Here is a 13,714-nt window from a genome sequence, read left to right as displayed (position 1 = left end):
CGCTTCGGCACATCATTGACGGTTCTGCTTTTAACGCCGATTGAACGCCCGGTACCGGTTCATCTTTCCCGGCTGCCAATCTGGCCCGGGAACACGTCCTGCGGGGTGTTTCGGCGCGACGCGCGCCAGGCGCAATGAGCGATGCAACGTCAAGGCGTCATCGCGCATTGCCATGACGCAGGCTTTTGGAAGGTCGTCAGCGGGAGCCGGCGGCGCGCAGGTCGTCCACGACAGCGTGGCCGAACCCGGCTGCCAGCATGTAATCGACAATCCCGGCGGCGCACTGCTCGGGCGAGCCGAGCGCACCATCGCGCTGGAAGGCAATGAAGCGCTCGCGCTGGGGAAACCGGCTCTCGGGCGTGGCCCGGATGCGCGCCTGCATGGCGGTATCGATGACGCCGGGCGCCAGGCTGCAGATGCGTACGCCGGCACCGGCATCCCGTGCCTGCGGCTCGAGCGGATAATCGAGCGCCACGGCGCGCGCATGGTGGTCGAGCGCGGCCTTGGTGGCGCCGTACACGCTCCAGCCGGTATAGGCATTGCGCGCGGCGCCGCTCGACACGTGCAGGATGCGGCAGTCGGCTTGCCGGGCCGCGGTGGCCACGGCGGCGGCCAGCATCATCGGCGCTGCCACGTTCAGCGCCACCGCCTGCGCGACCGCCAGCGGGTCCTGGTCGTGCAGCGCGCCGACCGGTTCCACCGTGCCGGCGTTATTGATCAGCAAAACCTGGGGGCTCGCGCCCACAAAGTCGCGCAAGGCCGGCGTAGCCAGCCAGGCGGCCAGCGCGGCGCTGTCGGCCAGGTCGGCCTGGTGCTCGCGCAGCAGCGGGCCGAAGCGCGCCGCCAGCTCGGGCGCCGTTCCGCGCGCCAGTCCCAGCACGGCGATCCCGCGCGTCATCAGCTCGGCCGCCACGGCGGCGCCAATGCCCTGGGTGTGGCCGCTGACGACGGCCGTAACGACGGGGCCGGTCATGATTCCGATTGCTCGGCCGCCTTGCGGCGCCGGTAATCGGCGTCGATGCCTTCGCCGCGCCGGCTCAAAACCGGCACGCGGCGCGAGAACATGAACTCGACCGTGGCGTCCGGATAGATGTGCACCGACACATAGCGCGCATCCGATGGAATCTCACCCATATTGGGTGTGTTGGACGAGTTCACGACCTCGCTCGCCTCCTCGCCCTGGGTAGCGGCGACGCGCCAGGTGACCTTGTGCGGGCCGTTGCTGAAGCGCGCGCCGATCTTGCTGCGCCGGCCGCTGTACGGATACGGACCGGCGCCGCCCACGCGCACGCCGCCGACGGTCACGTCGAGCAAGGTGCGGTTCGAATAATTGAAGACCACGACATCGAGCACCTTGTCGGTCTGGGCCATGGTGGCCGATGTTCCCAGCAGCCACAGCGTGGCGCCAGCCAGCAGCGTGCGGCGGGAAACGGTCTTGTTCAGCATGTCATGCTCCTGCAGAAAGTGAAGCCGTTATTGTGAAGGAAAATCACGCTGCCGACGAGGATTGTTGCACTCGGCCCGCCGGGGCCGTGCCGGGAGGCCGCGGGCGCCAAGCTCAGTCCTCCGCCGGCCGGGGTGCGCGCCGCGACTTGCACTGCGGATCATCCTTGGCGCTGCCGGCGCACAGGCGCACCAGGCATTGCTCGGCCTGGGCCGCATTGAGCTGCTTGCACTGCTTGAGCGAGGTGGGCGCGGCGGCGGCGTTGGCGGCCGTGCGCTGCTCGCCTTTTTGCTCCTTCGAATGGGCAACCAGCGCCGCCAGCAGGCTGGCGTCGTCGGTGGGCTTGGCTGGCGCCTTGGTTGCGCCCTTGGCCGGCGGCTCCGGCTTTTTCTCGCCCGCCTTCGCCGCCACCGCCGGTTTGGCCACAGGGCCAGGCGTCTTGGGAATGGCCTTGGGCGCGGCCTTTTTGGGTTCGGCCGGCGAACTGGCCAGCAGCTTGGTCAATTCTTCTTCCGGGGATTTGGGCTTGGGCGCGGACGGCGCGTTGAGCATGTCCTTGAGCGAAGGATCTTTCGGCGGCGCGGCGGGCGCGGGCGCGCCCTGCTCCAGGATGGTGGCGGCGGACACCTCGGGCTCGGCCGGGTTGGACACGGCCGTCGGCGCGGTAGCCGACACGGCCGCCGGCGCGCTCGCCGGCATCACCGCACCGGCAAGCACCGGTTCGGCCGGGCCGGCTGCCACAACGGCTGGCATCTTGTCGGCGTCGAGCGCCATCCACACGCCGGCGCCCGCGCACAGGGCCACCAGCACGGCGCCGCCGGCCAGCCAGCCTTTCTTGCCGCGCCCGGCCTTGCCCGCGTCGGGCGTGGACTTGTAGGCCGCTTGCGACGCCTGGCGTGCGTCGGCGCTCGCGCGCGCCGCTTCTTCTTGTTGCTCTGTGGAAAGTAAACTGGGCCGCCTGTAGGCTGGCGGCGGCTGATCGTCATGTTGCAAAGGGTGCTCCTTGTTGATTTCTACATAACTTTACGCTATTCAAAAAAAACGTGAAGCTTTTTTACCATGTCAACAGCCCGGCGCCCCTCACAAAAGAGTGTGGAATCACCTGTCGGATTGCTATAACAGTAAGATATACTTCCAAGCAATCCTTTATGTCAGTATCGCACTTTTTGTTTTGAATGTCTTGATGAGGTCCCTGTGCTGTTCCTTGCAGTAGCCCTGTACTTTCTGCTGGCGTGCGCGATCAGCTTTCTGGTGCTGTTTCCGGCCGGCCGCGCGTTCGTGCTGGGGATGCTGGCACGTGCGGGCGTGCGCCTGCGCGGCTGGTTCGGAGAGGCGGCGCGCGTCAAAGGACAGAGTGTTGCGGCAATACGACAGTCCGGCAGCGCCTCCGCGCGCGGCACCAGTCAATTTTTACGCCGCCATTACCTGCTGGTGATCGGCGGGCTGGTGCTGGTGTCGGTGCCGCCGCTGCTGGCCCTGTTCAGCGGCGGCACGGCGCTCGGCGGCTTCGAGGAGTCGACGCGCGAAATGGATACCCAGGTCGCCGGCTTGCTCGAAGGCGAGAATCTGGTGCCGCCCGCGCCCCTGCCGCCGATGCTGTTCGCCACCGTGGAAGTGGAGCAGGAACGCCCGATGATCGTCTCGGCCAGCCGCGACTGGTCACTGATGAATCCGGCGTACACCCAGCGCCTGCTCCAAGCGTTTAAAATAATGAAAGAACGTCATGGTTACGATATGGCTATCCTGGAAGGCTACCGCAGCCCGGAACGCCAAAACAAGCTCGCCGCGATGGGCTCGTCGGTGACCAATGCGGCCGCGTTCCAGAGCTGGCACCAGTACGGACTGGCGGCCGATTGCGCTTTCGTGCGTAACGGTAAAATTGTAATTTCGGAAAAAGATCCCTGGGCCATGCGCGGTTACGAGCTGTACGGCGAAGTCGCCGAATCGCTCGGGCTGACCTGGGGCGGACGCTGGAAAATGATGGATTTCGGACATACCGAGTTGCGCCTGCCCGGCGTGATGAAGCGCCGCTGATGCGCACCCGGCAGCAACTGTGCATGTCGCGCGCTGTTGCCTGAACAAGGAAGACCCCTTCCGTCGCTGCGCCGCCCTGATTCGGCCAGCTTCGGTCCCGTCGTAAATGTTTTTTAAACTGAGTTTCTGATAATGATGCAATCAATCTGGCAGTTTCTGACAAGCCGTCGCACCCTGATCGTCGTCGGGTGGGTGGCGTTTGCCGCCGTCTTGCTGATCGGGGCGGCGGTGCTGGACCTCCCGGCCGAGTACGCGTTCGCCGTGCTCGGCGTGGCGCTGTTCTTCGGCTTGCTGGTCTGGCTGTGGCGCCGCCACAAGCGCCAGCGCGCCGCCAGCAACCTGGGCGAGATGCTCGAACAGCAGGTCAATCACACGCCGGTGCGTGCCGATCCCGCCCAGCGCCAGGAACACGAGACCATCAAGAAACGCATGCTCGATGCGATCGCCACCATCAAGGGCTCCAAGCTGGGCGAGCTCTCCGGTGACGCCGCCCTGTACGAATTGCCGTGGTACATGATCATCGGCAACCCGGCGGCCGGCAAGAGCACCGCCATTGCCAGTTCGGGCCTGCAATTCCCCTTCGCCGACAGCAAGATCGTCCAGGGCGTGGGCGGCACCCGCAACTGCGACTGGTTCTTCACCACCGACGGCATCCTGCTCGATACCGCCGGGCGCTATTCGGTGGTCGACGAAGACCGCACCGAGTGGTTCGGCTTTTTGTCGCTGCTGAAAAAATACCGCAAAAAAGCCCCGATCAACGGCATCATCATCGCCGTCAGCGTGGCCGAACTGACCGGCAACCGTCCGGAGTTCGCCATCAACCTGGCCAAGAATTTGCGCCAGCGCGTGCAGGAACTGACCGAACGGCTTGAAGTGCACGCGCCGGTGTATGTGGTCTTCACCAAGGCCGACCTGATCGCCGGCTTCAACGAATTCTTCCAGGACACCGAACGCGCCGAACGCGACCGTGTCTGGGGCGCCACCCTGCCCTACAGCCACGCCACCGGCAGCGAACAGGTGCTGACCCAGTTCGACGCCCGCTTCGACGAGCTGTACGACGGCCTGAAAGACATGAGCGCGGCCAATATGGCGCTCCAGTGGCGCGAGCGCATGCCGCCGGGCGTATTCACCTTCCCGCTCGAATTTTCGACCATCAAGGCGCCGCTGCGCACCTTCATCGCCACCCTGTTCGAGGAAAACCCATTCCAGTTCAAGCCGGTGTTCCGCGGCTTCTACTTCACCAGCGCGCTGCAGGAAGGCGAATCGATCTCGGCCTCGTCGCAGAAAGTGGCGCAGCGCTTCGACATCAAGCTGCAGCCGCAGCACCACGCCGAAACCCAGAACCAGAGCGGCTTCTTCCTGCTCAACCTGTTCCGCAACGTGATCTTCGCCGACAAGGACCTGGTCGCCCAGTACGCCAGCCCGAGCAAGACGCGCATGCGCTACGCCGCCTTCTTCCTGGCCACGGCCATGGTCGGCCTGACCCTGGGCGGCTGGAGCTGGTCGTACATGAGCAACCGCAAGCTGGTTGAAAACGTCCAGGCCGACCTGGACCAGGTCGTCAAGATCCAGACCAACAAGATCGACCTGCAATCGCGCTTCGAAGCGCTGCAGATCCTGCAGGACCGCATCGAACAGCTGGAAAAATACCGCGACAGCCGTCCGCTCTCGCTCTCCCTCGGCCTGTACCAGGGCGAACTGCTCGAACGCAAGCTGCGCGAGGAATACTTCAGCGGCGTGCGCGAAATCATGCTCAAACCGGTGGCCGGTTCGCTCGAAACCTTCCTCACGGAAGTCAACAGCAACGCCAGCGCGCTGCAGGGCGGCGTCAAGCCGGCCGCCGCCGACGCCACCACGGCTGCCGCGGGCACACCGGCCACGCCAGCCGCCGCCCCGGCCGTGGCTGTGGCAGCCGCCGCGCCGGCCGCGACCCAGTTCAAGGATGCTTCGCCGACGAGCACCGAAGACGCCTACAACGCCCTCAAGACTTACCTGATGCTGGGCGATAAATCGCGCTTCGAAGGCGGCCACCTGAACGACCAGCTGACCCGCTTCTGGCGCGTGTGGCTCGACGCCAACCGCGGCGCCATGCCGCGCGAGCAGATGATCCGCAGCGCCGAACGCACCATTTCGTTCTACCTGGCGCAGGTGGAAGACGTGTCCTGGCCGCAGATCGACAGCAAGCTGGCCCTGGTCGACCAGACCCGCGACACCCTGCGCCTGGTGGTGCGCGGCATGCCGGCGCGCGAACGCGTGTACGCCGACGTCAAGGCGCGCGCCGCCACCCGCTTCCCGTCGATGACGGTGGGCCGCATCGTCGGCGACCAGGACAAGGAACTGGTCCTGGGCAGCTACGCCGTACCGGGCAGCTTCACGCGCGAAGCCTGGGAAGGCTTCGTGCAGGGCGCCTTCAAGGACGCCGCCAACAAGGAACTGCAAAGCGCCGACTGGGTGCTCAAAACCGCCTCCAAGGACGACCTGACACTCGAAGGCAGCCCGGAACAGATCCAGAAGGCGCTGGTCGAGATGTACAAGAACGACTACGCCAAAGAGTGGCAAAAGTTCGTGCAGGGCGTGACCATCCGCGACCTCAATGGCTTCGAAGCGGCGGCAGCGGCCATGAACCGCCTGGGCGACCCGCAAACTTCGCCCATCCAGAAGCTGATCACCACCGTCTACGAACAGACCTCGTGGGACAACCCGTCCTTGGTGGACAAGGGCATGGCCAGCGCCAAGCGCGACATGATGGGCTGGTTCCGCGAAGTGATCCTGCGCCGCAAACCGTCGCACGTCACCGTCGACCTGCCCCCAACGCAGAGCGGCAGCAGTATCGCGCCGCTGCCGCTGGGCCCCGTCGGACGCGAATTTTCCGGCGTGGCGCGGCTGGTGGTCGCCAAGGACAAGGATGCCTCGCTCATGCGCGGCTACATGGAGCACCTGTCGAAACTGCGCAGCCGCTTCAACACCATCAAGAACCAGGGCGACCCGGGTCCGGGCGCCAAGCAGCTGATGCAGCAAACCTTGGATGGCAGCGGTTCCGAACTGGCCGAAGCGCTCAAGTACGTCGATGAACAGATGCTGACCGGGATGAGCGACATCCAGAAGCAGGCCATCCGTCCGATCCTGGTGCGTCCGCTGATGCAGACCTTCTCGGTGATCGTGCGTCCGACCGAAGCGGAGATCGACAAGGTCTGGGCGGCCCAGGTGCTGCAGCCGTTCCGCCAGAACCTGGCCACCAAGTATCCGTTCGCGGCCGACTCGCGCTCGGAAGCGACCAACGAGGAAATCGGCCTGGTGTTCGGGCCTTCGGGCGCAATCGCCAAGTTCTTCGACACCACCATCGGCCCGCTGGTCGTGCGCCGCGGCGATGTGGTGGCGGCCCGCACCTGGGCCAATATGGGTATCGGCCTGTCGCCATCGGCGGTGTCGAGCTTCCCCGGCTGGATCGCGCCGCTGTCGGCCGGCGGTGTGGCCGCCGCCGCGGCCAGCAGCGCCAGCGGCGAAGCGCAGACCCAGTTCGACCTGCAGGCGCTGGGCGCGACCGGCGCCACCGAATTCACCATCGAGATCGATGGCCAGACCTTGCGCTGGAAAGGCCAGCCGCAGCCGTGGGTGCACATGGTCTGGCCGAACCCGCAAGGTACGCCGGGCTCGCGCATCACCGCCATCACGCCACAGGGCCAGACGGTGGTGCTGCTCAACGAACCGGGTCACTTCGGCCTGCGCAAGATGGTCGAATCGGCCCAGCGCAAGCGCAAGGATGGCGGCGTATTCGAGCTGAGCTGGGAGAACAGCGGCGTGAAGGTCACTTCCAACCTGAAGATCATCCCGGCCGGCGCCAAGCCGGCCGCGGCGGCCCCACAGCCGGGCAGCGGCTTCAAGCGCATGCGCCTGCCAGACACGATCATTAGTTCGAGCACGCCAACGGCCGTGCCAGCGGCCGCGCCAGCTGCGGCAGCGCCGGCCGCTGTCACGGCCGGTGCGGGAGTGCGTCCATGAACCGCGCCGTCACGCCGATTCCGGTCGGCTATTTCGGCAAGATCCCCAGCCGGGGCGACTTCGTCAAGGGTAGCGACAACCCAGGCCTGATCAAGGTGCTGGACGACTGGCTGGCCCAGGCCATGGACTTGATGAGCGCCGACGCGCGCTGGAAACTGAGCTACGACGCGGTCGCGCCGCTGCACTTCGCCTTTATCGGCCCGCGCCGCAGGAATGCCATCGCCGGCCATATCGTGGCCAGCAGCGACCAGTCGAACCGGCGCTTCCCGTTCCTGATGATGAGCGCGATGGAAGTGCCCGATCCGGCCACCTTCGTGCCGGACGCGCCGCTGGTGCTCTCGCGCCTGTGGAACCGGCTCGAGACGCTCAGCGCCGGCGTGATCGGCGCGGCCGACGCGGCCGCCCCGCTGCAGGCGGCCGCCAGCCATACGATCGACGTCGACCTGCGCGCCTCGGCTTACGAAGCGGCGTTCGAGGACTTCCTCGATATGCAGACCGTGGGCGCGCTCGATGGCCTGCTGAACCAGGCCGGCTACGCCTGCTCGGCGCGCCAGGTGCTGCTGGCGCTCGGCATGCTGATGCAGCCGGTGATGGCCAGCAGTTCGAGCCGGCTCGAAAAGAGCCTGGTGCTGCCGCTGCCGGTCGACCCCATCTACCGCAACCTGGTGGCGGCGTTCTGGATGCACCTGATTACCCCGTTCCTGGCGCGCGCCGACTTCGAACTGTCCCTGTTCGTAGCCCGCATCAACGAGCGCCCGGCGCTGGTGATAGGCTTTTCCGGCGCCTCCCCGCAAACGCTGCAGGCGATCATGGACCCGGCCGCGGCGCTGGAACGCCACATCACGTTCGACCATCTCGACTGGGTCGACGAGCAGACCGACACGGACTACGCCGTCCAGAAACTGTCCACCTATCTGGCGCAAGCCAATTTGTCACTCAAATCCGCGCTGGAATCGTTGCGCGCGGCGTTTATCGGAAACTGATCATGCGCCACCTCGTCGCCCTGTTAATCCTGCTTGCCGGCGCAGTCAATGCCGGCGCACAAACCGCCGCCCCCCAGCCGGGCCAGGTGCTGGTGTCCGGCACCGTGCCCGATGAAGCGAGCAAGGCCGCCGTACTGGCCCGCCTGCGCGAAGTGTACGGCGCCGACATGGTGGTCGACCAGATCACCGTCGGCCAGGTTGCCACGCCGGCCAACTGGAACGGCTACGTGCAAAAACTGATCACGCCGGACCTCAAATCGATCTCGCGCGGCCAGCTGAAAATCGATGGCAGCACCGTCAGCATCAAGGGCGAAGTGGCCAGCGAAGAGACGCGCCAGAAAATCGCCGGCAACGTCACGGCCAGCCTGAACCCGACCTACACTGTCAACAACAGCCTGCGCGTGTCGGCCGCCGACCAGAACGTGCTCGATACCACGCTGGCCAACCGCATCGTCGAATTCGAAAGCGGCAAGGCCACGCTGACCCCGGCCGGACGCGCCATTCTCGACGAGATGGCGGCGGCGATGATCAAGCTCAAGGACCGCAAGGTCGACATCATCGGCCACACCGACAGCCAGGGCAACAAGGCCACTAACCAGAACCTGAGCCAGGCGCGCGCGGAAGCGGTCAAGACTTACCTGACCAGTTCCGGCATCAAGGCCGAACTGCTCAGCGCTTCCGGCCAGGGCGCCGACCGCCCGGTGGCCAGCAACGACAGCGCCGACGGGCGCGCGCGCAACCGCCGCATCGAATTCCGGATGGCGCAATAAGCGCCTCCCCACCACGAGGACATCATGTTTGCAGCAGAACAGCTCTTAACCCCGATCAGCGACGACCAGCCGGCCGGCGAGGACCTGGCCTTTTCGCCTGAACTCGACGCCATCACGCTGGCGCGCAAATTCGACGACCCCTCGCTCGACCAGGGCGAGTGGGTCACCGACATCAAGGAAGCCGACTGGGATTTCGTGGTGACCCGCTGCGCCGCCCTGCTCGAACAAAAGAGCAAGGACCTGCGCCTGGGCGTGTGGCTGGCCGAGGCGGCCGCCAAGAAGCACCAGCTGCGCGGCCTGGGCGAGAGCTTTCGCGTGCTGGCCGGCCTGATCGAGCAGTACTGGGACCGCGGCCTGTATCCGGAAGCCGAAGACGACGACCACGACCAGCGCATCGGCAACCTGTCCTGGATCCTGGGCCGCACCCCTGCCCTGCTGCGCGAGATGCGCATTACCGAAGGCACGCGCGGCTATACGCTGGTCGACTTCGAGGTCGCGCGCAAGCTGGCCAACGCCAGCAGCGGCAACAGCAGCTATAACAACAGCCCGGGCGCGCCGGCCGGCCTGAAACTGGCCGACCTGGAAAAAGCGCGCAGCGCCAATTCGGCCAGGTTCCGCGAAACCTTCACCGCCGACGCCCAGTACTGCCTGGATGCGCTGCGCCAGTTCGAACAGGCGGCCGACGCGCGCCTGGGCCACGACAGCCCGGGCTTCTCGAACGCGCGCGAAGCGGTGCAGGACATGGTGACCCTGATGCCGGCGCCGAGCGCCGCGCCGGCCGAAGCGGTGGCCGCGCCGGGCGACTTTTATTACGCCGAACCGGAAAACGACCAGGGTCCGCCAGGCACGCCCCAGCCAGCCGGCCCGCCGGGCGTGATCCGCACCCGCGAGCATGCCGTCACGCAGCTGCGCAACGTGGCCGAATTTTTCCGCCGCACCGAGCCGCACAGCCCAGCCTCGTATTTCGCCGACAAGGCGGCCGACGCGGCCAACACCGACCTGCATGTCTGGCTGCGTTCCGTGGTCAAGGATTCGGGCGCCATGGCCCACATCGAAGAGCTGCTGGGCGTGAAACCGCCGCAGGACGATTGACGCGCGCGCCGCCCCGGCCCGGATAAGGGCCAGGGCGCGCACGCCGTTTGTTAATAGTCGAGGTGGTAAATGACCGGGGTGCCGTCGCCGGCGAACTGGCAAGCGATGTCCGGCGAATTGAGCGACTCCGTCATCCACTCGCGTTTCTTGGTGACGATGTCGCCGGGTTGCTTCCTCATCATCCTTTTCAACTCGTCCAGATTGACCGTCACCCACTTGTAGCTGCAGACCGCCGGAACGGTGCTGCCTTGGGTATTGACCGTCCACACACCGCGTTGATAGGTCAGCATCGCATCGGGAATGTGCGCGATCCAGTTCAGTACTTCAGCCTTGGCCGTGGCTTGCATCGACGTGATCAGCAAGGTGCTCAGGGGCAGCTCGCGCTGCTGTGCCAGCATCTGCGCCAGCTTTTCGACGCTGCCCTTGTGCCCGGCGAAGATGTGATCGCGTGTAAATTTAATGTCGATCAGTTGCGAACTGGACTTGTTTTTTACCAGCTCAATCATTTTCTTGCGCAATTCCGGCACTGTCTTCGGTCCGTCCTCGCCGCACGGCCATGTTCTTGATGCCATTCCCACTTCCTCCTCAGATTTTCTCGATGAACGCGGTGCTCGCAGTACCGCGTGACGGGACGCGACAGACCCCATTCGGGGCCTGTCGCACTTAATTATATTGCAATATCAAAAAATAAACGTTTCCGTGCCACACACCGCGCTTACTTGATGGTGTACTTGAACTGGCCCTTCTTGTCGGCGCTGACCTTGATCTTGGCGATCGCGGCGCCTTCGGCCATCTTGGCCAGCACCGATTCGGCGATCTCCGGCAGCAAGGTGCCGTTGAGGATATTGTCGACATTGCGCGCGCCCGAATCGACTTCGGTGCAGCGCGCCAGTACCGCTTCGACCAGCGCTTCGTCGTACGAGAATTCGGCCTTGTGGTTGGTCGCGATGCGCTGCTGGATCTTGCGCATTTTCAGTTCGATGATCTTGACCAGCGCATCGTCGCCCAGCGGGTAGTACGGAATCACCTTAAGGCGGCCGAGGAAGGCCGGTTTAAACTGCTTCATCAGGTGCGGACGAATCATCTCTTCCAGCGTTTCCGGGGTCGGCATTTCTTCCGGCGTCTTGTTCAGGCACGCCTGCATCATCGCGCTCGACGCCACGTTCGACGTCAGGATGATGATGGTGTTCTTGAAGTCGATCTCGCGCCCTTCGGCGTCGTCCATCACGCCCTTGTCGAAGACCTGGAAGAACAGCTCCATCACGTCCGGGTGCGCCTTCTCGACTTCATCGAGCAGCACCACGCTGTACGGATTGCGGCGCACGGCCTCGGTCAGCACCCCGCCTTCGCCATAGCCCACGTAGCCCGGCGGCGAGCCTTTCAGGCCGGAGACGCTGTGCGCTTCCTGGTATTCGCTCATGTTGATGGTGATCAGCTTGCGCTCGCCGCCGTACAGCACATCGGCCAGCGCCAGCGCGGTTTCGGTCTTGCCGATGCCGGACGGGCCGACGAACAGGAACACGCCTTTCGGCTTGTTCGGATCGTCCAGGTTGGCGCGCGAGGTGCGCACGCGCTGCGCCACCGCTTCGATCGCGTACGACTGGCCCAGCACGCGCTCTTCCAGCAAGTCCTTCAGTTTCAAGACCGTCTTGATTTCATCCTTGACCATTTTGCCGAGCGGGATGCCGGTCCAGCCGGCCACGATTTCGGCGACCACGTGGCCGTCGACCTGCACCGGCACCATCGGCGTTTCGCCCTGCAGGGTGCGCAGTTCGGCCATCATGGCCTGGATATCCTTGCCCTTGCTGGCGTCTTTCTGTTCGGCGTCTTCCAGGCTGCGGCGTCCGTCCATGATTTTTTCGGTCAGCTGCTTTTCCTGCTCCCAGCGCGCCGCCAGCGCGGTGTGCTGTTCGGCGGCGGCGCTGCGCTGCGCTGCCAGGTCTTTCAGGCGCGCCGCGTGCGAGCCGCCGGCGCTCTGTTCGCGTTCCAGGGCGCCGGCTTCGATGTCGATCCGTTCCAGCTTGCGCGCCAGGTTTTCGATCAGCGCCGGGGTGGCGTTCTGGCCCAGGGCGACCTTGGCGCAGGCGGTATCGAGCACGCTGATGGCCTTGTCCGGGAGCTGGCGGCCCATGATGTAGCGGTGCGACAGGCGCACCGCCTCGGTGATCGCTTCGTCGTAGACGCGCACGCCGAAGTGTTTTTCCATCAGCGGCGCCATGCCGCGCAACATGGCGCAGGCCAGTTCCTCGCTCGGCTCTTCGACCTTGATCACCTGGAAGCGGCGCGCCAGCGCGGCGTCCTTCTCGAAGTATTTTTTGTACTCGCCCCAGGTGGTGGCGGCGATGGTGCGCAGTTCGCCGCGCGCCAATGCGGGTTTCAACAGGTTGGCCGCGTCGTTCTGGCCGGCGGTGCCGCCCGCGCCGATCATGGTGTGCGCTTCGTCGATGAAGAGGATGATCGCGTGCGGGCTCTTTTTGACTTCGTCGATGACGTTTTTCAGGCGGTTCTCGAACTCGCCCTTGACGCTGGCGCCGGCCTGCAGCAAGCCCATGTCGAGCGTGTGGATCTCGACGCCCTTGAGCACATCGGGCACGTCGTTGGCGGCGATGCGCAGCGCCAGGCCTTCGACCACGGCGGTCTTGCCGACGCCGGCTTCGCCGGTCAGGATCGGGTTGTTCTGGCGGCGCCGCATCAGGATGTCGATGGCCTGGCGGATTTCGGTATCGCGGCCGATCACCGGGTCGACCTTGCCGTCGCGCGCGCGCTCGGTCAGGTTGGTGGTGAACTGGTCGAGCGATGGCGTCCTGGAGGCGGCCTTGGCGGCCATGTCGCCGACCGGGTCGTTGCCCTCGCCATCGTCGGCGTCGCCGGCGGCCTGCGTTGCCGCGGCTTCCTGCGAGCCGGCGGCCAGCTTGTCGAGGTTATGCTTGATCTGCTCGACGTCGAACTTGCCGAACAATTTGGAGCCGCGGAAGGCCAGCTGCGCCAGTTCCGGATCGGTCAGCAAGGCTTGCAGCAAATGGCCGCTGCGGATTTCGGCGGTGCGGCCGGCCTGGATATCGAGTGAGGCGATCAGCCAGGCGTTCTCGAACAATTTGGGCAGGCGTACCGAAAACACCGGGGTGCGCGAGTTGCCGGCCTTGAGGCGGGCGACTTCGGCCTGCAAGTCCGCTTCGAGCATGCCGGCGCTGATGCCGCACTGGCGCGCGATCAGCGCAAAGTCGCTCTTGGGCTGCTCCAGCAGGGCCAGGAACAGGTGTTCGATGTCGACTTCGTACTGGCCGAGGGACACGCAAATGCCGGCCGCGCGGGTGGCGGCGGTGCGGCTGGTCTCATTGAGTTTGCCGATCAGCGTTTTCAGGTTGATGCTCATGCAGGTTCCTTTTTTTGTT

10 protein-coding genes are annotated in these 13,714 nt (G+C 65.3%); 5 read left to right on the top strand and 5 right to left on the bottom strand.

Annotation, left to right across the window (positions count from 1 at the left end):
* Nucleotides 1-196 precede the first annotated feature (196 nt).
* From CR152_RS20190 to CR152_RS20180, 3 genes are all read right to left on the bottom strand, one after another.
* Entirely contained in the window at nt 197-973 is a 777-nt protein-coding gene (locus tag CR152_RS20190; protein ID WP_099877680.1) for an SDR family oxidoreductase, read from the bottom strand.
* The gene (locus CR152_RS20185; protein ID WP_099877677.1) at nt 970-1,446 is read right to left on the bottom strand and encodes a hypothetical protein; all 477 of its coding nucleotides are present in this window, start codon (nt 1,444-1,446) and stop codon (nt 970-972) included. Before CR152_RS20185 ends, CR152_RS20190 begins: the two co-directional genes overlap by 4 nt.
* Nucleotides 1,447-1,558: 112 nt before the next feature.
* Nucleotides 1,559-2,437 carry a hypothetical protein gene (locus CR152_RS20180; RefSeq protein ID WP_099877674.1) on the bottom strand — a complete coding sequence of 293 codons (879 nt, stop codon included), beginning with the start codon at nt 2,435-2,437 and terminating at the stop codon, nt 1,559-1,561.
* A gap of 201 nt (nt 2,438-2,638) precedes the next feature.
* Between CR152_RS20180 and CR152_RS20175 the strand changes: the two genes are divergently transcribed.
* From CR152_RS20175 to tssA, 5 genes are all read left to right on the top strand, one after another.
* The gene (locus tag CR152_RS20175; protein ID WP_208640163.1) at nt 2,639-3,478 is read left to right on the top strand and encodes a M15 family metallopeptidase; all 840 of its coding nucleotides are present in this window, start codon (nt 2,639-2,641) and stop codon (nt 3,476-3,478) included.
* Between the two features lie 135 nt (nt 3,479-3,613).
* Nucleotides 3,614-7,477, top strand: coding sequence for a type VI secretion system membrane subunit TssM (gene tssM, locus CR152_RS20170; RefSeq protein WP_099882562.1), 3,864 nt, complete (start codon nt 3,614-3,616; stop codon nt 7,475-7,477).
* Nucleotides 7,474-8,460 carry a type VI secretion system-associated protein TagF gene (gene tagF, locus CR152_RS20165; RefSeq protein ID WP_099877670.1) on the top strand — a complete coding sequence of 329 codons (987 nt, stop codon included), beginning with the start codon at nt 7,474-7,476 and terminating at the stop codon, nt 8,458-8,460. The genes tssM and tagF overlap by 4 nt, the downstream gene beginning before the upstream one ends.
* A 2-nt stretch (nt 8,461-8,462) precedes the next feature.
* The gene (locus CR152_RS20160) at nt 8,463-9,230 is read left to right on the top strand and encodes an OmpA family protein (RefSeq protein ID WP_099877667.1); all 768 of its coding nucleotides are present in this window, start codon (nt 8,463-8,465) and stop codon (nt 9,228-9,230) included.
* A gap of 24 nt (nt 9,231-9,254) precedes the next feature.
* Nucleotides 9,255-10,322 (top strand): type VI secretion system protein TssA, encoded by a 1,068-nt coding sequence (tssA, locus tag CR152_RS20155; protein WP_099877664.1) that lies wholly within the window; start codon nt 9,255-9,257, stop codon nt 10,320-10,322.
* A gap of 50 nt (nt 10,323-10,372) precedes the next feature.
* Here the strand turns inward: tssA and CR152_RS20150 are convergent, their stop codons facing one another.
* Nucleotides 10,373-10,894: a hypothetical protein gene (locus CR152_RS20150; protein ID WP_157778624.1), complete on the bottom strand. Its 522-nt coding sequence runs from the start codon at nt 10,892-10,894 to the stop codon at nt 10,373-10,375.
* 143 nt (nt 10,895-11,037) lie between these two features.
* Nucleotides 11,038-13,695, bottom strand: coding sequence for a type VI secretion system ATPase TssH (gene tssH, locus CR152_RS20145; protein ID WP_099877658.1), 2,658 nt, complete (start codon nt 13,693-13,695; stop codon nt 11,038-11,040).
* Nucleotides 13,696-13,714 lie beyond the last annotated feature (19 nt).

Source organism: Massilia violaceinigra (genome assembly GCF_002752675.1).
GTDB classification, from domain to species: Bacteria; Pseudomonadota; Gammaproteobacteria; order Burkholderiales; family Burkholderiaceae_D; genus Telluria_A; species Telluria_A violaceinigra.
The sequence above is the reverse complement of the archived record's forward strand: the minus strand, read 5'-3'. Positions and strand labels throughout refer to the sequence as shown.